Below are 19,400 nucleotides of genomic sequence, written 5' to 3' on the forward strand. Positions count from 1 at the left end.
GGGGCTTTTTCTTTTTCTCCTTAGGAGGAAGGAAAGTTATGAAGCGTGTGAAATATCTGGCGTGATGTCCTTGCCAAGAATTGCGAGGCGATCATCTTCTGAAAGACCTCCCCAAATTCCATACGGCTCTTGAACTGCAAGTGCGTGTGCACGGCATGCCGCGATAACGGGGCATGAGGCGCAGATAGCTTTCGCTGTGTTCTCGCGGTTACGTCGGCGAGGTCCGCGCTCTCCATCTGGATGAAAAAACATCTCAGAAGGAAGTTCGCGGCATGAACCTTGGTACTGCCACTCCCATTCATCTGCAACGGGGCGGGGTAAGCGTGAAATTTCGGCCATGCGCATAATGTACAACCGAGTCATAAGTTGTTCAAGTGTCAACGCTCCAAAAGTTGTTCAAAGGGTGTTTTCGGGTGGTGAGTTCGGCCACTTCACGCCACGATTACCCCATGGATGAGGAGCTGCTGACCGTTGCCGCGGTGGCCCGCCGGCTAGGCGTGGCGCCAGCAACCCTTCGTACCTGGGATCGCCGTTACGGCCTTGGGCCATCGAGCCACGAGGCTGGCGAGCACCGTCGTTACTGCCCAAGCGATCTAGCAAAGCTCACCTTGATGCGACGTTTGATCACAACGGGTGTCGCACCTAGTGATGCCGCAGAAAAGGCGAAGGCACATAAGGGCACAATAAAAATTGAAAAGTTAGTAGATAGTTTTGAGGTTCGCGAAGAGCTGGTTGATTCTTTGCATCGCGCGGCAAAATTATTGGACAAGTTATTTATCGAAACAGCTCTTCGAAAAGACATTTCCGCTAATGGCGTTATTGCCTCATGGACTGAAGTTATTGTCCCGCTTTTGTTTTTAGTAGGGGATGAATGGGAAGCAGATGGTTCAGGAATTGAAGTTGAACATATGCTCACGGAAATCATCAAGCGAATTCTTCGCGAAGGTGTGGCAGATATTAAGAAGCCAATTAATGCACATCCAGTTTTGTTAGCAGCTGTTGGAGAAGAGATGCACTGCCTGGCGTTGCATGCACTTGCCGCCTCTTTAGCTGAAAAGAAGATTGAAACCTTTTTCTTAGGTGCACGAACTCCATTGGAAGCGATTTCAGGAATGGTGAAAAGATCTGCTCCGCCGGCGGTATTCCTGTGGGCCCAATTAAGCCAGAACTCTGATTCAAAGTTTTTGACAGATCTTCCTTCGATCAGGCCAGCACCACGTGTGATCGTTGGAGGGCCCGGATGGGATCCCGAAATCTGCACCAATGTGGTTGTTGCACATGATTTAACCCATGCCTGCGCTGAAATCGAGCGTGCAGTAGGGCACTAAAGCCCCGATAGACTTGCCCCTTAATTCAGATCGGGGAGGCCACATGAGCGATACAGACAAGGTCGCAATGCTTGGCCTGACCTATGACGATGTATTACTTCTTCCCGATGCCTCTGATGTTGTGCCATCTGAAGTCAGCACAGTTACTCAATTAACCCGCAATATTTCAATTGCAGTTCCGCTGGTTTCTTCAGCGATGGACACAGTTACCGAATCTGAAATGGCAATTGCCATGGCTAAGGCTGGCGGAATTGGAATCATTCACCGCAATCTGCCGATCGATGCACAGGTAACACATGTCAAACTTGTTAAGAATGTTGGTTTAGCAGGAGCAGCAGTTGGTGTTGGCGATGATGGTTTTGCTCGTGCACAAGCACTGATCGAAGCTGGTGTTGATGTTGTTGTTGTAGATACAGCTCATGGTCATCACCGCGCAGTGCTGGATGCAATTGCTCGAATCAAAAAGTTTTCACCAACTACCGAAATTATTGGTGGCAATGTTGCAACTCGCGCAGGTGCACAAGCGCTCATTAACGCTGGTGCAGATGCGGTAAAGGTTGGCGTCGGGCCTGGCTCGATTTGTACAACACGAGTAGTTGCAGGTGTTGGAGTACCTCAAGTAACTGCAATCTTGGAAGCATCAAAGGCATGCAACAAAGCTGGGATTCCATTAATTGCAGATGGCGGTTTGCAGTACTCAGGTGACATTGTTAAAGCACTTGTTGCTGGTGCAAATTCAGTAATGCTTGGTTCATTACTTGCAGGTTGCGAAGAATCACCTGGTGAGTTAATTGAAATTAACGGAATTAAGTACAAGGCATACCGCGGCATGGGCTCACTTGGTGCAATGCAATCTCGCGGTGAACAAAAGTCTTATTCAAAGGATCGCTATATGCAGGATGATGTTTTGTCCGAGGACAAACTTGTTCCTGAAGGAATTGAAGGCAAGGTTGCATTCCGCGGCAAGGTCTCTGAAGTTGTTCACCAATTAGTTGGTGGTCTTCGTTCGGGAATGGGTTACGCCGGAGCGCCGGATATCGAAACGCTGCGACGAGAAGGCCGTTTAATTCAAATTACTGCAGCAGGCCTGCAGGAAAGCCACCCACATGATGTGGCCCATGTTGCTGATGCACCTAATTATCAAAAGAAGGGCCGCTAATGAATAACATCGAGATTGCTCCAGGAAAGCGTGCCCGCACCGCTTACTCATTTGATGACATTGCAATTGTTCCAAGCCGTCGTACCCGCGATCCAGAGAATGTTTCAACTGGCTGGCAGATCGATGCATACAAGTTTGAACTTCCAATGATGGCCGCTCCAATGGACTCGGTAGTTTCTCCTGAAACCGCAATCGCCATTGGAAAGCTAGGCGGACTAGGTGTACTTAACCTTGAAGGATTATGGACTCGTTACGAGGATCCACGTATTCCACTAGGTGAAATCGCATCGATGCCAGATAAGCATGCAACAAAGCGCATGCAGGAAATTTATAGCGCACCAATTCGTCCAGAATTAATCAAAGAGCGCATTCAGCAGGTTCGTGATTCAGGTGTAACTGTTGCAGCATCATTGTCACCTGCTCGTACCGCAGAATTTCACAAGGCGGTAATTGCAGCTGGTGTAGATATTTTCGTAATTCGCGGAACAACTGTTTCAGCAGAGCATGTTGCTGCAGAAAATGAAGCGCTTAACCTTAAGAAGTTTATTTACGAATTAGATGTTCCTGTAATTGTTGGTGGAGTAGCAACTTCAACAGCGGCATTGCACTTAATGCGTGCAGGTGCAGCTGGCGTACTTGTCGGGTTTGGTGGCGGTGCTGCACATACAACGCGGAAGGTTTTGGGTGTTGAAGTGCCTATGGCATCGGCTGTTGCTGAGGTTGCATCTGCTCGTCGCGAGTACCTTGATGAATCAGGTGGACGTTATGTTCATGTGATTGCAGATGGTGCTGTTGGTCGAAGTGGTGATATTTCTAAGGCGATTGCATGCGGTGCAGATGCTGTGATGATGGGTTCACCATTAGCTAAGGCAGTTGAAGCGCCAGGGCTTGGATGGCACTGGGGTTCAGAGGCACACCACCCAGAGCTTCCACGTGGAGAGCGCGTCAATGTCGGAACAGTTGGAACCCTTGAAGAGATTCTGCTTGGCCCATCACATACATCTGATGGATCAATGAACTTATTTGGAGCGCTACGTCGCGCGATGGCTACATGTGGTTATTCAGATGTGAAGGAGTTCCAGCGCGTAGAGGTTCTTATTCATCGTGGCTGAAACGCGCGGAGTCTTAGTTGTTGATTTTGGTGCGCAATATGCGCAGCTAATCGCACGTCGTGTCCGCGAAGCGAATGTATTTTCAGAGATTGTTCCATCATCAATTACCGCTGCTGAAGTTAAGGCAAAGAATCCAAGTGCTGTGATTTTATCTGGCGGACCTTCAAGTGTGTATGCAGAGAATGCGCCAAAGGTAGATGCAGCTATTTTCACACTTGGTATTCCGGTATTTGGAATTTGTTACGGATTCCAAGCGATGGCTGCAGCACTTGGCGGAGTTGTTAGCCAAACAGGAAAATCCGAATTTGGTCGCACCGAAACTTCAGTACAAACCAGTTCAAAGGTGTTTGCAGGATTACCTGCACAGCAAAAGGTGTGGATGTCACATGGAGATGCTGTTACCCAAGCACCTGCAGGATTTTCTGTTTCTGCACAAACTGCGGATACTCCTATTGCAGCCTTTGAAGATGCAACTGGGCAGTTTGCCGGAGTTCAGTTCCACCCAGAGGTTTTACATAGCGAACACGGTCAAGCGATTTTGCAGAACTGGTTAGTCAATATTGCTAAGTGCGATGCCACTTGGACTACAGCAAATATCGCTGAAACCGAGATTGCCAAGGCAAAGCAAGTAATAGGCGACAAGCGCGTTATTTGCGGATTATCTGGCGGGGTTGATTCGGCTGTTGCAGCTGCAATCATTCAAAAGGCTGTTGGCAATCAATTGACGTGTGTGTTTGTTGATCACGGACTCTTGCGCAAAGGTGAAGCAGAACAAGTAGAACGTGACTTTGTCGCATCCACAGGTGTTCAGCTAGTTGTTATTGATGCGAAGGATCAATTCCTTAACGCACTAAAAGATGTCACCGACCCAGAGGAAAAGCGAAAGATTATTGGTCGCGAATTTATTCGATCATTTGAAGCAGCCGCGCGCGATATTGCCGCCGGGGGAGATGTTGAATTCTTAGTACAGGGAACCTTGTATCCAGATGTTGTTGAATCAGGTGGCGGAACAGGGACCGCAAATATTAAGTCTCACCACAATGTTGGTGGCTTGCCCGATGATTTACAGTTCACATTAGTTGAACCACTTCGCACATTGTTTAAAGATGAGGTTCGCCAAGTTGGATTAGAACTTGGATTGCCTGAAGAGATCGTGTGGCGTCAACCATTCCCAGGTCCAGGACTTGGAATTCGCATTATTGGTTCTGTAACTCAAGAGCGCCTTGATTTGTTGCGCGATGCAGATGCCATCGCACGTGCCGAGTTAAAGGCCGCTGGTTTAGATCGCGATATTTGGCAGTGCCCGGTTGTCTTACTTGCCGATGTACGAAGCGTTGGCGTGCAGGGCGATGGCCGCACCTACGGACACCCAATTGTTCTACGCCCAGTTTCATCCGAGGATGCAATGACTGCGGATTGGTCAAGAGTTCCCTATGAAGTGCTTGAGAAGATTTCTACACGCATAACAAATGAGGTCCGCGAGGTAAATCGCGTGGTCCTTGATGTAACAAGCAAGCCACCTGGCACCATTGAATGGGAATAATTTAAGGGTTTTCTCAGGTTTTCCATTTACTATTGCCACATGCGCAAAAGCCTAATCTCCTTGATGGTCGCAACTACTGCGATCTCTATCTTTGTTGCGCCTTCATCAATGGCCGAAGCAAAGGTAAAAAACGCTAAAGCACAAAAAGTTCCAGCGATTAAATGCAAGACAACAAAAGCTGTAGGACATGCACCTGCAAATGTTGCACCAGCTGACAAACTTCCAAAGCGCATGCCTCGCACACTTACTATTGAAACAAATTGCGGAAACATTGTTATTGCACTTGCCGGAGCAAAAGCACCAATCACAGTTACCCAAATGACGACGCTGGCAAAAGGTGGCTTCTTTGACAACACCTTGTGTCACCGATTAACAACTCAAGGTCTTTATGTTTTGCAGTGTGGAGATCCAACAGCAACAGGTACTGGTGGCCCAACCTTCACATACCGCGATGAGAATCTTCCACAACCAGTTGCAAACAACTATCCAGCAGGCACTGTTGCTATGGCTAACTCAGGACCTGGAACAAATGGAAGTCAGTTCTTTTTAGTATTTGCAGATACAACCCTTGGACCTAACTACACAATTTGGGGAACAATCACTCAGGGCTTGGATATCGTGAAAGCGGTTGCAGCGGCAGGAGTAAAAGGTGGTGGTGCTGATGGCACACCAAACCAAACAGTTGGAATAGCGCGAGTAACAGTTACTAATTAATTAGTTAGCCAGAACTCTTAAGCAGTATGCACAATCTTAAAAGCTTCAGCGATTCGCCCATCGGGTAAGCCGCCCATTCCAGCGTTACGTTGACCCCACTCACGAACCATCTTCTCTAAATCCTTGTTGTGTGCTGTTTGTGATGCATGTGCATGCAACGCAGCCATCTTTAAATCAAAGGTATCGGTGATATCTACCCAGTGATCTGGTTGAGCAAAACCAGATACCCATACCTCTTTCACGCGCCACGGCTGTAGCCCCTCTTTTTCCATTAAATCTGTGAAGGCAAATGGATTACGTGCATCTGGATACACCGCTTGAATAGTGGCTTCTCCTGCAGCTAAGTGATCAGGGTGGCTGGCGCCGATGCGATCCCAGTTACGTTCTGGACTCTGGCAGACAATGCGATCTGGTTGTGAAATTCGAATTTGGCGAACGATGTCTTTGCGAAGTTCGATCGTTGGTTCCAAATGTCCATCAACATAATTCAAAAATGTTATGTCAGTTACGCCAATCGCTGCACCTGCTGCACGTTGTTCACGTTGGCGGATTGCTGGCATCTCTTCCTTAGTGAAGCCAGACTCTTCGCCGCCTTGATCTCCATTTGTGCAAAAAACGTATGAGATTTCAATTCCCTTTTTCACCCATTGGGCGATAGTTCCTGATGCACCAAAATCTGAATCATCGGGGTGGGCGTTTACGACCAAGACGCGCTTGATCTCGTTATCTGCGATCGGTTCCATGCATGAAGCCTAATAGACTCACCCACATGACTGAAATCGATCCGTTGCTTGAGGGGCTCAATCCTCAACAGGCGGAGGCGGTTACACATGCTGGGGGACCACTTCTTGTAGTTGCAGGTGCTGGATCTGGAAAGACCCGAGTTCTTACTCGCAGAATTGCATATTTGATGTCCCGCAGGAATGTTGCGCCGTATCAAATTTTGGCTATTACTTTCACTAATAAAGCAGCTGGCGAGATGAAAGAGCGCGTTGCCGATTTAGTAGGACCTATCGCGAAATCTATGTGGGTCTCCACATTTCACTCTGCCTGTGTTCGCATTCTGCGCCAGGAGGCAGCACGTCTTGGCTATAGCAACTCATTTAGTATTTACGACTCTGCAGATTCGCAACGCTTAATTACCATAGTTGCTAAAGAGCTAAACCTGGATCCAAAGCGTTATCCAGCCCGCCAGTTTCAATCAATGATTTCCAATGCAAAAAATGAACTTCTAGGACCTCAAGATTATTTAAATGCAACAACTAACCAATTTGAACAGGTAGTTGCCGATGTTTACGCGGTCTATCAACAACGCTTAATGCGTGCGAACGCGATGGATTTTGATGATTTGATTTTGAAGACCGTTGAAGTACTGCAGCGATTCCCCGAAGCTAAGGCACGTTTTAGATCTCGCTTTCGTCATGTGTTGGTTGATGAGTATCAGGACACCAACCATGCTCAGTACATCTTGGTTAAAGAGCTAGTTGGCAGCGAGCTAGAAGGTCAGCAACCCGCTGAATTGTGCGTAGTGGGCGATGCAGATCAATCTATTTATGGCTTCCGTGGCGCAACAATCAGAAATATTCTGCAGTTCGAGCTGGATTATCCAAATGCTCGCACTGTGTTGCTGGAACAAAATTATCGCTCAACACAAAATATTCTCAACGCTGCAAATGCAGTGATCACTAAGAATGAAAGCCGCAAGGAAAAGAATCTGTGGTCTGATTCTGGTGCAGGTGCACCGTTAACTGGTTACGTTGCCGAAAGCGAGCATGATGAGGCTAACTTCATCGCTGACGAGATCAGATCGCTCCAACGCGAAGGTGTATCGACTCCTGGTGATACTGCAATTTTCTACAGAACTAACGCTCAGTCCCGTGTATTTGAAGAAGTGTTCATGCGTAGCGCTTTGCCGTACAAAGTCGTCGGAGGCCTTCGCTTTTATGAGCGCCGTGAAGTAAAGGATTTATTGGCCTACCTACGTGTACTGGCAAATGTGGAAGATGAAATTTCATTGCGTCGCATTATCAATGTCCCAAAGCGAGGCATCGGAGACACATCGCTTGATTATGTGGATCTATTTGCGCAACAAAACAATATTTCATTCTGGCAAGGTCTATTGCGGGTTAATGAAAATAGCTCTGTTCCCTCACGGGCAGCACAAGCAATCAATGAATTCACCGCAATGATCAGTGCGTTAGCGGTTTTGGTGGAAGCAAAAACTAAGCCATCTGTAGTTGTTGAAGCAGCACTAGAACAGTCTGGCCTCTTGAAAGAGCTTGCCGATAGCACTGATCCTCAAGATGAGGTTCGCGTAGAAAACCTAAAGGAACTTGTCGCTGTATCTATGGAATATGAAGAACGTCCATTTGAAGATCTTGGTGAAGATGAAGAGATTTCATTAGCTGGCTTCTTGGAGAAGGTTTCATTAGTAGCGGACGCGGATGAAATTCCAGAAGGCGAAGATCATGGTGGAGTAGTCACAATGATGACACTTCACACCGCTAAGGGACTTGAATTTCCAACTGTTTTCTTAACCGGTATGGAGGATGGAATTTTTCCTCACTCACGTACATTGGGTGAAAAAGATGAGATTGAAGAGGAACGTCGTCTTGCATACGTTGGCCTTACTCGTGCACGTCAACGACTTTATATTTCACGTGCTGAATATCGATCAACATGGGGCGCTCCTAACTACAACCCACCCTCACGTTTTCTCGATGAAATTCCAGAAGAAGTAATTGAATGGCGTAATCAATCACGTACATCTGTTTCACCTTCATTGGTAAAGCGAACTCGCACCACGCCAACTGCGCCACCACGAGCAACTGGCAAGAAGAGTGTTTCAATGGAGCTTGCCGTTGGTGAGCGTGTGTCACATGACACATTTGGATTAGGCACCGTTGTGGCGGTTGCAGGCGCGGGAGATAAAGCTGAAGCCACTATTAACTTCGGGCAATACGGCGAGAAGCGTTTGCTGCTGCGTTATGCACCCGTAGAGAAACTATAGGATTGCCCGGTACAGAAGCCGGCTATTAATAGATTGTGAGCCCCAGTGGATCTCTTTGAATACCAAGCCCGAGATATCTTTGAAAAACATGGCGTACCTGTTTTAGCTGCAGCGATTGCAACAACCGCTGATGAAGCTGAAAAAGCTGCAACAGCAATTGGCGGCAAGGTTGTCGTTAAGGCTCAGGTAAAAGTTGGTGGACGAGGAAAAGCTGGCGGCGTAAAGCTTGCTGAAAACCCACAAGATGCCCGCGAAAAAGCTGGCGCAATTCTTGGAATGGATATTAAGGGTCACACTGTTCGCACTGTGATGATCGCAGCTGCAGCTCCAATCGAAGCTGAGTACTACCTTTCAATCTTGCTTGATCGTTCAAATCGCACATTCCTAGTAATGGCATCTGTTTCAGGTGGAATGGATATTGAAGAGGTTGCACATACTGCACCTGAAAAGCTTGCAAAGATTCCCGTGTCAGCAGTAGATGGAATTTCACTTGCAAAGGCACAAGAGATTGTTAAGGCAGCAGCCTTCCCTGCAGATGTTGCAGATCAAGTTGCTCAAGTTTTGCTCAAGCTATGGGAAGTTTTCCAGGGCGAAGATGCAACATTGGTTGAAGTAAATCCTTTAGTTAAGACTAAGGATGGAAAAGTTATTGCACTCGATGGCAAGGTAACTCTTGATGACAACGCTGATTTCCGTCAGCCAGATCATGAAGCACTTGTCGATACTGCGGCAGAGAATCCACTTGAAGCTGCTGCAAAGGAAAAGGGTCTTAACTACGTAAAGCTTGAAGGACAGGTTGGAATCATCGGAAACGGTGCAGGACTTGTAATGAGCACACTCGATGTTGTTGCTTACGCGGGCGAAAAGCATGGCGGAGTTCGTCCAGCTAACTTCTTGGATATCGGCGGCGGTGCATCTGCACAGATCATGGCTGATGGACTTGCAATCATTTTGGGCGACAAGGATGTGAAGAGCGTCTTTGTTAATGTCTTCGGTGGAATTACAGCGTGTGATGCTGTTGCCAATGGAATCGTTCAAGCCCTTGAATTACTTGGACCAAAGGCTACAAAGCCAATCGTTGTTCGTCTTGATGGAAACAATGTCATTGAAGGACGCGCTATTTTGGCTAAGGCTGCACACCCACTTATTGAGCAGGCAGACACTATGGATGGAGCAGCAAATCGCGCTGCAGAATTGGCGGCGAAGTAATGTCTATCTTTGTTAATGAATCAAGCAAGGTCATCGTTCAGGGAATGACTGGTTCTGAAGGAACCAAGCACACCCGTCGTATGTTGGCTTCGGGAACAAAGATTGTTGGCGGAGTAACACCAGGTAAGGGTGGACAGGTCGTTGATATCGACGGTCACCAACTTCCAGTGTTCAATACAGTTGCAGAAGCAATGTCAGCAACTGGCGCAAATGTTTCAGTAGTTTTCGTGCCACCTAAGTTTGCAAAGGCAGCTGTTATCGATGCAATCGATGCAACCATGCCACTTGTTGTTGTGATCACTGAAGGTATTCCTGTTCATGATTCAGCAAGTTTCTACACATATGCGCAGACAAAGGGAACAACACAAATTGTTGGACCTAACTGCCCAGGTTTAATTAGCCCAGGAAAATCAAATGTTGGAATTATTCCTGCAGACATCACAGGTGCAGGTCCAATTGGTTTGGTTTCAAAGTCAGGAACTCTTACATATCAAATGATGTACGAGCTTCGCGATATCGGATTTAGTACAGCTGTTGGTATTGGTGGAGATCCAGTTATTGGAACAACACATATCGACTGCTTGCGTGCTTTCCAGGATGATCCCGAGACAACAGCGATCGTAATGATCGGTGAAATTGGTGGAGATGCTGAAGAGCGTGCAGCTGCATTTATTGCAGAGTATGTAACAAAGCCAGTTGTTGGATATGTCGCAGGCTTTACTGCTCCAGAAGGTAAGACAATGGGTCACGCAGGTGCGATCGTTTCTGGTTCATCAGGAACTGCACAAGCAAAGAAGGATGCATTGGAGGCTGCTGGCGTAAAGGTCGGGCAGACACCGAGCGAAACCGCGCGTTTGTTACGCGCAATTATGGGCCGATAACAATGATGTCGCGGGTACTGGGAGCAGCATTGCCCCAGGTCCTGCGCAGCGTTGCATGGCTTTTATTACCAACATCTTTCATCGCGCTACTTGCCTGGGCTACCGCAGGTAGCGCAACGGGCAATACCGGAGATCCTTTACGTGCTGCGTTATGGATTTGGATCGGCGCACATCAGATTCCATTTTCATTATCACTGCCACCTTCAGGTTTAGATGGTTATCTTTCATATCTGCCATTAGGTGCATTGATATTTCCAGTGCTTGCTATTCGAAATGGAATCTCACGAACCATTGAACGTTTAGATAATGATTCATCACTTGTGGCCCCAGCTCGTGCGGCATTTGCTGGTGCATACACATTATTCGCATTGCTTGCTTCATTGTTTTCCAAGACTGATTCAGTTCGCCCAGTTTGGTACTTTGCGCTGATCTATGTTTTGCCCTTTACGCTTTTGCTGGGAGCAACCGTTGGACGCAAGGTCGCATTGGGTCAAGGCTTTTTGTACGGATCAAGAATATTTGCGCTCTTGCTGGGAATTTCATCTGTGATCTTTGGTCTGCTCTTACTTTTCAATATTTCCATGGTGAAGAATCTGACTACGGTGCTACAGCCAGGAATCTTTGGTGGCTTCTTACTTTTACTTCTCAATATTTTGTATATCCCAAATGCGATTGTTGCCACGCTTGGATACTTTTCAGGAGTTGGATTTGCAGTGGGATCCGGAACTTTGGTGTCACCGTTGTCATTTAGATTAAACAAGATTCCTGCAATGCCTTTGTTAGGAGCCTTGCCTGAAGGTAAATCCTCAATCGCCTTTATTAGTATCGCCGTCATTATCTTTGCTGGTGCTTTACTAACCAGCTGGACAGTTTCTTTGAACATCAAGGTTTTGTATCAAAGCTTGATCGTTTCAGTTTTGATCGCTGCCTTCGTGGGGTATTCAGGCAGCGGCGCATTGATTACAGATGCGATGTCAGCGGTTGGCGTATCTCCATGGAAGTTCACCCTAGCTATTGCTGCAGAGCTTGGAATAGGTGCTTTATTGGCGCTATATCTACCTCGGTTAATGAAGCGCTCATGAGAAAACGAGTTGTCATCCTGGCATCTGGAGCTGGCTCACTTGCTCAAGCAATCATTGATGCAACGGATTTGGAGATTCAAATCGTTGCAGTTGTTTCAGACAATCCCAATGCTCAAGTTCTTGAACGAGCAAATGCTGCACAAATCAACACTGCAGTGATCGAAGTAGGTGCTGATCGAGCTGCGTGGAATAAACAATTATTCGATCAGGTCAATCAGTACCAACCAGACTTGGTCGTCAGCGCAGGTTTCATGAGGATTTTGGCAGCTGAGTTTGTACATACCTTTCCAACAATTAATAGCCACCCAGCGCTGCTGCCAGATTTTCCAGGTGCACACGCAGTACGTGATGCTTTAGCGGCGGGAGTAACTGTTACAGGAACAACTGTTCATTGGGTTGATGACGGCATAGACACCGGTCCCATCATTACCCAAATGGAGGTTCCGGTGTTGCCCAATGATGATGAAGCCACACTTCATGAGAGAATTAAGAAAGTAGAACGCGGTCTCATTGTTGCGACCATCGCCTTGATCATTCCAACACTGGAGACCAATTCACGATGAGAAAACCAATTCGCCGCGCATTAGTAAGTGTTTACGACAAAGATCGTCTACTTGAAATCGGAAAAGCGTTAAGCGCAGCAGGTGTTGAGATCCTTTCAACCGGGTCGACAGCAAAGAATTTAGCTGAAGCCGGAATCGCAGTAACCGAGGTAAGTAGTTACACAGGTTTTCCAGAAATTATGGGTGGGCGTGTAAAGACATTGCACCCCCGCGTTCACGGCGGAATCTTGGCCGATCAAAACAATCCCGAGCACTTAGCTGCGATCGCAGAGCTAGATATCGCACCTTTTGATTTAGTAATTATTAATTTGTATCCCTTTGCAGCAACAATTGCATCAGGCGCAAACTTTGAAGAATGTATTGAACAGATCGATATTGGTGGCCCATCGATGCTTCGTGGAGCGGCAAAAAACCATGGCTCTGTGGCGGTTATTTGCCAGACATCCCAGTACGACCAGCTGCTTGAAGCAATTAAAGCTGGGGGATTTACAGAGGCAGAGCGTCGCCAATTAGCGTTAGCAGTTTTTCGCACAACCGCTGAATACGATTTAGCGATTGCAACATGGTTGGATCAATCAGCCGACAATGAACTTCCGGAATGGTTTGGTCGTATCTGGCACCGTGAAGATTCCTTACGTTACGGCGAGAACCCTCATCAAGCAGCAGCGATTTATTCAGGTGGTCCTGCCGGCATAGTTGATGCGCAACAGCTTCATGGCAAGGAAATGTCCTTTAATAATTACACAGATGCAGAAGCAGCCTGGCGCGCAGTTTTAGATCATCGCGATCCAGCGGTTGCGATCATGAAGCATGCAAATCCTTGCGGAGTAGCTGTGTGCGAACTCGGCGTAGCCGTGGCGTATCAGCATGCGCATGAATGTGATCCAGTTTCTGCATTTGGTGGAGTTGTCGCCGCTAACCGCAAGGTTGATCTTGCGATGGCAGAACCACTGTCAAAGATTTTTACAGAAGTATTGATTGCACCTGATTACGATGCAGATGCGCTAGCGCTTTTAATGAAGAAACCATCGATTCGCATTCTTAAGTGCGATGTAACTGCAATCAATCAACTTGAACTTCGTCCAGTATCTGGTGGTGTTCTTTTACAAGGTACAGATTTAATTGATGCTCCCGGAGATTCTCCTGCTAACTGGACTCAAGTAAGTGGAGAGCCAGTTGATCTTCAAGCGATGAAGGATCTTGAGTTTGCTTGGCGAAGCGTTCGTTCAGTAAAGAGCAATGCAATCTTGCTCGCAAAAATGACTGCATCAGTTGGTATTGGTATGGGTCAGGTCAACAGAGTTGATTCAGCACGCCTTGCCGTAGCTCGCGCAGGTGATCGAGTTAAAGGCTCTGTTGCAGCAAGCGATGCATTTTTCCCATTTGCCGATGGCCTTCAAATACTGATTGATGCAGGAGTCACCGCTGTTGTTCAGCCAGGCGGAAGTGTGCGTGATGAAGAGGTTATTGCAGCGGCAAAGGCAGCTGGAATAGCGATGTTCTTTACCGGTACCCGACATTTCTCTCACGCATAATCGACTAGGTAGGCTTCATTCATGAGCGCACAGATTCTCGATGGCAAGGCACTTGCTTCAGCGATTAAAGCTGAGTTAGCAACTCGTGTTGTTGCGCTCAAGGCAAAGGGAGTTACTCCGGGGCTTGGAACTGTTTTAGTTGGCGATGACCCAGGTTCACATTCTTATGTGGGAGGAAAGCATCGTGATTGCCAAGAGGTAGGAATCAATTCAATCCGTGTCGATCTCCCGGAAAGTGCAACTGAAAAAGATATTTTGGCAGCAATTGCAGATCTCAACTCTGCACCCGAGTGCACGGGATATATCGTGCAACTTCCGTTACCAAAAGGAATTAACACTCAACGTATTCTTGAAGCGATTGATCCAAATAAAGATGCTGATGGATTGCATCCAATGAACCTTGGTCGCTTAGTTTCTGGCTATGACGCACCACTGCCATGTACTCCTCGTGGAATCGTTGCATTGCTAGATCACTACAAAATTTCAACAAAAGGTGCAGAGGTAACTGTTATCGGTCGCGGGCTAACAGTTGGTCGCCCACTTGGATTGTTGCTTACTCGCAAACAAGAAAATGCCACCGTTACATTGACACATACCGGCACAAAGGATTTAACTGCACATACAAAAAATGCAGACATCATCGTTGCAGCGATTGGACAGGCACATTTCCTAAAAGCCGAGATGATTAAAGAGGGTGCTGTCGTAATTGATGTTGGAATTTCACGAACACCTGAAGGTCTTCAAGGAGATGTTTGCCCTGGCGTATTTGAAAAGGCTTCTTATGTTGCACCGATGCCTGGGGGAGTTGGCCCAATGACTCGTGCGATGTTATTAACCAATGTGGTTGATGCATGCAGCTAAATGATCGCCTGCTGACCTTGGTCAGTTATGCAGCGGTGGTAATTGGGGTCGTCTTAGGCGCCTCAGGCGTTGTGCGAGGTGGATCACTTTTTATCGCCGTGGGCACCGCAGGGATTGCACTCAAATCTCGCAAATTCCGCAGCATTGAGTTTTATCTTCCGCTTGCAATCGCAATAGCCCTTTTTGCGCTGGCGATTGCACTTCCTCGCGGACGATAGAGTTCACCTATTCGCAAATACGCATGAATGGAGTCACTATGGGTGGCAAAGTCACAGTAGTTGGTGCAGGTTTCTACGGTTCAACAACAGCTCTTCGCTTAGCTGAATATGATGTTTTCGATACCGTTGTTTTGACAGATATTGTCGAAGGAAAGCCAGAAGGTTTGGCTTTAGATATGAACCAATCACGTTCAATTGAAGGTTTTGAAACAAAGATCATCGGTGCAACAACAACCGCTGAAGGAGCTGGATATGAGGCAACCGCTAACTCAGATGTAGTTGTCATTACTGCAGGATTACCTCGCAAGCCAGGTATGAGTCGCATGGACTTGATCGGCGTCAATGCAGGAATCGTTCGTGGTGTTGCAGAAAATATTGCAAAGCATTCTCCAAACGCTGTGATCATCGTGGTTTCAAACCCACTTGATGAAATGACTGCGCTTGCTCAGATTGCAACAAACTTTCCAAAGAATCGCGTAATGGGCCAAGCTGGAATGTTGGACACAGCCCGCTTCACAAACTTTGTAGCTGAAAAGCTTGGAGTAAAGGTTGCAGCTGTAAAGACATTAACCCTTGGTTCACACGGAGACACAATGGTTCCAGTGCCAAGTCGTTGCACAGTTGATGGCAAGCCACTCAGTGATCTTCTTTCACAAGAAGAGATTGCTGATCTTGTTGATCGCACACGCAATGGTGGAGCAGAAGTTGTTGCATTGCTAAAGACAGGTTCTGCTTACTACGCACCATCAGCAGCAGCTGCGCGAATGGCAAAGGCTGTTATTGAAGATTCAGGTGCGGTTATGCCTGTGTGTGCATGGGTTGATGGCGAGTATGGAATTTCAGGTGTGTACCTCGGCGTTGAAGCTGAGATCGGTCGCACCGGCGTAAAGAAGGTAGTTGAAGGCACTTTGACTGACACTGAAGTTGCAGCCCTAAAGGAAGCAGCTGAAGCGGTTCGTGCAAAACAAGCAGATGTTCAAACTCTCTAATCAGAGCACTCTAGGAAAGAGGAAACAATGAGCAAGATCAAAGTAACAGGCACTGTCGTCGAACTCGATGGCGATGAAATGACACGCATCATGTGGCAGTTCATCAAGGATTCATTGATCCTGCCTTACCTAGATGTGAACCTCGAGTACTACGACTTGGGTATGGAAAACCGCGATGCAACTGATGATCAGGTAACTATTGATTCAGCACGCGCAATCCAAAAGCATGGCGTTGGTATCAAGTGCGCAACCATTACTCCAGATGAGGCACGTGTTGAAGAGTTCGGCCTAAAGAAGATGTGGAAGTCTCCAAACGGAACAATCCGCAACATTCTTGGTGGCGTGATCTTCCGCGAGCCAATCATCATCAGCAATGTTCCACGTTTGGTTCCACACTGGACTAAGCCAATCGTTATCGGTCGTCACGCATTTGGTGATCAGTACCGCGCAACAGATTTCAAGGTTCCAGGTCCAGGAAAGCTAACAATCTCATTTGTTCCTGAAGATGGTTCAGCTCCAATCAATACTGAGGTTTTCAACTTTGAATCTTCAGGTGTTGCAATGGCTATGTACAACGTCGATGATTCAATTCGCGACTTTGCACGTGCATCACTGAACTACGGCTTACTTCGTAAGTTCCCTGTGTACCTATCAACAAAGAACACAATTCTTAAGGCGTACGACGGCCGCTTCAAGGACATCTTTGAAGAGATCTACCAGGCCGAGTTCAAGACTCAGTTTGATGCTGCAGGTATTTGGTACGAGCACCGCTTGATCGATGACATGGTTGCTATGTCATTGCGCATGGAGGGTGGATACGTTTGGGCATGTAAGAACTACGACGGCGATGTTCAATCAGACACCGTTGCACAAGGTTACGGCTCACTTGGTTTGATGACATCAGTATTGATGACACCAGATGGAAAGATCTGCGAATCAGAGGCTGCTCACGGAACAGTGACACGTCACTACCGCGATCACCAAGCAGGTAAGGCAACATCAACAAATCCAATCGCTTCAATCTTCGCGTGGACTCAGGGTCTTGCACACCGTGCAAAGCTAGATAACAACGCTGAGCTTGCAAAGTTCTGTTCAACTCTTGAGCGTGTATGTATCGAAACCGTTGAGCAAGGAAAGATGACAAAGGATTTGTCACTTCTGATCTCAAAGGAAGCGCCATACCAAACTACACAAGAGTTCTTGAACTCAATTGATGCCAATCTAAAGATAGCAATGTCTTAAGAAGGCAATGGCTTAAGTAGCAATGAACCAGAGCCCTGGTGCGATCGCACTTGTTGGTTCTGGCGAATATTCAGTAACGATGCAGGGGCTTGAAACTGAGCTCCTGCATCGTGCTATTTCCAGAGGTAAGAAAAATACCTTTGTACAGATTCCAACCGCTTCTTCACATGAAGGCGATATCAGCCGTGAAAAGTGGAAGCGCTTAGGACAAGCGCAATCAGATCGCATCGGAAGTGAATGCATTTATCTTCCAATTCATGAACGTGAAGATGCCTTTAACCCACAGTTCATTGATGCGGTTGCAGATGCGGGTTTAATTTATTTTTCGGGTGGAGATCCACACCGCGTTGCTGAAATCTATACAGGCTCTCCGATGTGGGATGCGATCATTACTCAGTGGGAAAGCGGCACTTCACTTGCCGGATGTTCAGCAGGTGCAATGGCCTTCGGTGGAACCATCATGGGAATTAGAAAATCCAATCACAGTCCAGGATTAAATCTGCTTCCAGATATCGAAGTTATTCCACACTACGACAAGATGCTTGGTTGGCTTCCAGATCGAGTTGCATCCTTCATTACTAAAAATACATCTGGTTCAACGCTGATTGGGATTGATGAAAATACAGCGCTGGTTCACACCGACGCCTGGCGCATATACGGAGTCGGGAAGGTTCACATCTTGCGTGGTGAACTAGAAATATTGAATTAAGAGAATAAGAAAAGCCCCGCTGAAATCAGCGGGGCTTTTCTTATTTAAAATGAATTAAACGCGCTCACCTGTTGTTGCATTGAACAAGTGAACAGAGCCCTTAACAGCCTCAACAGTGATTGTGTCACCTGGCTTTGGAGGGTTCTTTGGATCCCAGCGAACAATTACTTGTGCGCCTTCATCTGTTGAGTTTGCGAACTTAACATTGCTGTCAGCTGGCTTTCCGTAAACAAATGCATCTGAACCAAGCTCTTCAACAACTTCTACAAGAACATGGAAGCCCTTTGATGATGGTGTGAAGCCTTCTGGGCGAACACCCACAGTTACAGATGATCCTGCAGATGCTGGAACATCAATCGCTAGATCTCCAAGCTTTGCCTTTCCACCCTCAACTGGTGCAATCAGTAGGTTCATAGCTGGTGAGCCAATAAAGCCTGCAACGAAAGCATTTGCTGGGTTGTCATAAAGGTTACGAGGAGTATCAACCTGCTGTAGCAAGCCATCCTTAAGAACTGCAACGCGATCACCCATAGTCATAGCTTCAACCTGGTCGTGCGTTACATAAACAGTTGTAATTCCTAGACGACGCTGCAATGCAGCGATCTGTGTACGAGTTGCTACACGCAACTTCGCATCAAGGTTTGATAGTGGTTCATCCATAAGGAATACCTGAGGTTCGCGAACAATTGCGCGACCCATTGCAACGCGCTGACGTTGTCCACCTGATAGAGCCTTTGGCTTGCGCTCTAGGTATGGCTCAAGGTCAAGCAACTTTGCAGCTTCTAGAACACGACGATCGCGCTCTTCCTTTGGAGTTCCTGCGATCTTTAGTGCGAAGCCCATGTTCTCTGCAACTGTCATGTGTGGATACAGTGCGTAAGACTGGAACACCATCGCAATATCGCGATCCTTTGGTGCAACATTTGTTACATCGCGATCGCCAATTAAAATTCTGCCGCCATCGATCTCTTCAAGTCCTGCCAACATACGAAGTGATGTTGACTTACCGCAACCTGATGGACCAACAAGAACTAAAAACTCTCCATCATTAACGGTGAGATTTAACTTGTCGACTGCAGGTGCTGTTGTTCCTGGGTAGATACGTGATGCGCCATCAAAAACTACTGATGCCATGAGATTGCTCTCCTTCTCCGGGCAGGTACGTGCCCGACGGTCCGAGGATGAAGGTGATGGCCGGTTGGCCAACGAGGGAAGATTACGCGTAAAGGGTGGTTTACGGAAGAT

19 protein-coding genes are annotated in these 19,400 nt (G+C 47.2%); 16 read left to right on the top strand and 3 right to left on the bottom strand.

What is annotated here, in order from left to right:
- Positions 1-36: 36 nt before the first annotated feature.
- Positions 37-339 (bottom strand): WhiB family transcriptional regulator, encoded by a 303-nt coding sequence (locus AC8GFU_RS01425; RefSeq protein WP_506626724.1) that lies wholly within the window; start codon positions 337-339, stop codon positions 37-39.
- A gap of 77 nt (positions 340-416) precedes the next feature.
- On the opposite strand from AC8GFU_RS01425, the gene AC8GFU_RS01430 reads away from it, so the two are divergent.
- Genes AC8GFU_RS01430 through AC8GFU_RS01450 form a run of 5 tightly spaced genes read left to right on the top strand, consistent with a single transcriptional unit; the run spans position 417 to position 5,856 of the window.
- Entirely contained in the window at positions 417-1,328 is a 912-nt protein-coding gene (locus AC8GFU_RS01430) for a MerR family transcriptional regulator (protein ID WP_506626725.1), read from the top strand.
- 43 nt (positions 1,329-1,371) lie between these two features.
- Complete coding sequence (guaB, locus tag AC8GFU_RS01435; RefSeq protein WP_506626726.1) at positions 1,372-2,487, top strand: IMP dehydrogenase; 1,116 nt, start codon at positions 1,372-1,374, stop codon at positions 2,485-2,487.
- Entirely contained in the window at positions 2,487-3,599 is a 1,113-nt protein-coding gene (locus tag AC8GFU_RS01440; RefSeq protein WP_506626727.1) for a GuaB3 family IMP dehydrogenase-related protein, read from the top strand. The genes guaB and AC8GFU_RS01440 overlap by 1 nt, the downstream gene beginning before the upstream one ends.
- Positions 3,592-5,142, top strand: a complete 1,551-nt coding sequence (gene guaA / locus AC8GFU_RS01445) for a glutamine-hydrolyzing GMP synthase (protein WP_506626728.1) — start codon at positions 3,592-3,594, stop codon at positions 5,140-5,142. The genes AC8GFU_RS01440 and guaA overlap by 8 nt, the downstream gene beginning before the upstream one ends.
- Before the next feature lie 39 nt (positions 5,143-5,181).
- Entirely contained in the window at positions 5,182-5,856 is a 675-nt protein-coding gene (locus tag AC8GFU_RS01450) for a peptidylprolyl isomerase (protein WP_506626729.1), read from the top strand.
- A 17-nt stretch (positions 5,857-5,873) separates the two neighbouring features.
- Here AC8GFU_RS01450 and AC8GFU_RS01455 read toward each other — a convergent pair whose 3' ends face one another.
- The gene (locus AC8GFU_RS01455) at positions 5,874-6,599 is read right to left on the bottom strand and encodes a PIG-L deacetylase family protein (protein ID WP_506626730.1); all 726 of its coding nucleotides are present in this window, start codon (positions 6,597-6,599) and stop codon (positions 5,874-5,876) included.
- Between the two features lie 26 nt (positions 6,600-6,625).
- Between AC8GFU_RS01455 and pcrA the strand changes: the two genes are divergently transcribed.
- Genes pcrA through AC8GFU_RS01510 form a run of 11 tightly spaced genes read left to right on the top strand, consistent with a single transcriptional unit; the run spans position 6,626 to position 18,155 of the window.
- A complete protein-coding gene (pcrA, locus tag AC8GFU_RS01460) occupies positions 6,626-8,866 on the top strand; it encodes a DNA helicase PcrA (RefSeq protein WP_506626731.1) in 2,241 nt (746 codons plus the stop codon).
- 45 nt (positions 8,867-8,911) lie between these two features.
- The gene (gene sucC, locus AC8GFU_RS01465; protein ID WP_506626732.1) at positions 8,912-10,075 is read left to right on the top strand and encodes an ADP-forming succinate--CoA ligase subunit beta; all 1,164 of its coding nucleotides are present in this window, start codon (positions 8,912-8,914) and stop codon (positions 10,073-10,075) included.
- Positions 10,075-10,956 carry a succinate--CoA ligase subunit alpha gene (sucD, locus tag AC8GFU_RS01470; protein ID WP_506626733.1) on the top strand — a complete coding sequence of 294 codons (882 nt, stop codon included), beginning with the start codon at positions 10,075-10,077 and terminating at the stop codon, positions 10,954-10,956. Before sucC ends, sucD begins: the two co-directional genes overlap by 1 nt.
- A 2-nt stretch (positions 10,957-10,958) precedes the next feature.
- Positions 10,959-12,038 (top strand): cell division protein PerM, encoded by a 1,080-nt coding sequence (locus tag AC8GFU_RS01475; RefSeq protein ID WP_506626734.1) that lies wholly within the window; start codon positions 10,959-10,961, stop codon positions 12,036-12,038.
- Positions 12,035-12,601, top strand: a complete 567-nt coding sequence (gene purN / locus AC8GFU_RS01480; RefSeq protein ID WP_506626735.1) for a phosphoribosylglycinamide formyltransferase — start codon at positions 12,035-12,037, stop codon at positions 12,599-12,601. The genes AC8GFU_RS01475 and purN overlap by 4 nt, the downstream gene beginning before the upstream one ends.
- Entirely contained in the window at positions 12,598-14,136 is a 1,539-nt protein-coding gene (gene purH / locus AC8GFU_RS01485) for a bifunctional phosphoribosylaminoimidazolecarboxamide formyltransferase/IMP cyclohydrolase (RefSeq protein WP_506626736.1), read from the top strand. The genes purN and purH overlap by 4 nt, the downstream gene beginning before the upstream one ends.
- Before the next feature lie 21 nt (positions 14,137-14,157).
- Positions 14,158-14,997 carry a bifunctional methylenetetrahydrofolate dehydrogenase/methenyltetrahydrofolate cyclohydrolase gene (locus AC8GFU_RS01490; protein WP_506626737.1) on the top strand — a complete coding sequence of 280 codons (840 nt, stop codon included), beginning with the start codon at positions 14,158-14,160 and terminating at the stop codon, positions 14,995-14,997.
- Complete coding sequence (locus AC8GFU_RS01495) at positions 14,988-15,215, top strand: hypothetical protein (RefSeq protein WP_506626738.1); 228 nt, start codon at positions 14,988-14,990, stop codon at positions 15,213-15,215. The genes AC8GFU_RS01490 and AC8GFU_RS01495 overlap by 10 nt, the downstream gene beginning before the upstream one ends.
- A gap of 38 nt (positions 15,216-15,253) precedes the next feature.
- Positions 15,254-16,204, top strand: coding sequence for a malate dehydrogenase (gene mdh / locus AC8GFU_RS01500; RefSeq protein WP_506626739.1), 951 nt, complete (start codon positions 15,254-15,256; stop codon positions 16,202-16,204).
- A 27-nt stretch (positions 16,205-16,231) separates the two neighbouring features.
- Positions 16,232-17,446, top strand: coding sequence for an NADP-dependent isocitrate dehydrogenase (locus AC8GFU_RS01505; protein ID WP_506626740.1), 1,215 nt, complete (start codon positions 16,232-16,234; stop codon positions 17,444-17,446).
- A 22-nt stretch (positions 17,447-17,468) separates the two neighbouring features.
- On the top strand, positions 17,469-18,155 hold the full coding sequence (locus AC8GFU_RS01510) for a Type 1 glutamine amidotransferase-like domain-containing protein (protein WP_506626741.1): 687 nt from the start codon (positions 17,469-17,471) through the stop codon (positions 18,153-18,155).
- Positions 18,156-18,209: 54 nt separating this feature from the next.
- On the opposite strand, the gene AC8GFU_RS01515 is transcribed toward AC8GFU_RS01510, so the two are convergent.
- Positions 18,210-19,289, bottom strand: a complete 1,080-nt coding sequence (locus AC8GFU_RS01515) for an ABC transporter ATP-binding protein (protein WP_506626742.1) — start codon at positions 19,287-19,289, stop codon at positions 18,210-18,212.
- Positions 19,290-19,400 lie beyond the last annotated feature (111 nt).

Origin of the sequence: Planktophila warneckei (SeqCode), from assembly GCF_965234675.1 — a bacterium.
GTDB lineage: Bacteria > Actinomycetota > Actinomycetes > Nanopelagicales > Nanopelagicaceae > Planktophila > Planktophila warneckei.

Coding starts and splice junctions, on each gene's coding strand:
- guaB (WP_506626726.1), top strand. CDS start 1,372: ATGAGCGATACAGACAAGGTCGCAATGCTTGGCCTGACCTATGACGAT.
- AC8GFU_RS01455 (WP_506626730.1), bottom strand. CDS start 6,599: ATGGAACCGATCGCAGATAACGAGATCAAGCGCGTCTTGGTCGTAAAC.
- purN (WP_506626735.1), top strand. CDS start 12,035: ATGAGAAAACGAGTTGTCATCCTGGCATCTGGAGCTGGCTCACTTGCT.
- AC8GFU_RS01475 (WP_506626734.1), top strand. CDS start 10,959: ATGATGTCGCGGGTACTGGGAGCAGCATTGCCCCAGGTCCTGCGCAGC.
- pcrA (WP_506626731.1), top strand. CDS start 6,626: ATGACTGAAATCGATCCGTTGCTTGAGGGGCTCAATCCTCAACAGGCG.
- AC8GFU_RS01425 (WP_506626724.1), bottom strand. CDS start 339: ATGGCCGAAATTTCACGCTTACCCCGCCCCGTTGCAGATGAATGGGAG.
- AC8GFU_RS01440 (WP_506626727.1), top strand. CDS start 2,487: ATGAATAACATCGAGATTGCTCCAGGAAAGCGTGCCCGCACCGCTTAC.
- AC8GFU_RS01510 (WP_506626741.1), top strand. CDS start 17,469: ATGAACCAGAGCCCTGGTGCGATCGCACTTGTTGGTTCTGGCGAATAT.
- AC8GFU_RS01490 (WP_506626737.1), top strand. CDS start 14,158: ATGAGCGCACAGATTCTCGATGGCAAGGCACTTGCTTCAGCGATTAAA.
- mdh (WP_506626739.1), top strand. CDS start 15,254: ATGGGTGGCAAAGTCACAGTAGTTGGTGCAGGTTTCTACGGTTCAACA.
- sucD (WP_506626733.1), top strand. CDS start 10,075: ATGTCTATCTTTGTTAATGAATCAAGCAAGGTCATCGTTCAGGGAATG.
- AC8GFU_RS01515 (WP_506626742.1), bottom strand. CDS start 19,289: ATGGCATCAGTAGTTTTTGATGGCGCATCACGTATCTACCCAGGAACA.
- AC8GFU_RS01505 (WP_506626740.1), top strand. CDS start 16,232: ATGAGCAAGATCAAAGTAACAGGCACTGTCGTCGAACTCGATGGCGAT.
- purH (WP_506626736.1), top strand. CDS start 12,598: ATGAGAAAACCAATTCGCCGCGCATTAGTAAGTGTTTACGACAAAGAT.
- AC8GFU_RS01495 (WP_506626738.1), top strand. CDS start 14,988: ATGCAGCTAAATGATCGCCTGCTGACCTTGGTCAGTTATGCAGCGGTG.
- AC8GFU_RS01450 (WP_506626729.1), top strand. CDS start 5,182: ATGCGCAAAAGCCTAATCTCCTTGATGGTCGCAACTACTGCGATCTCT.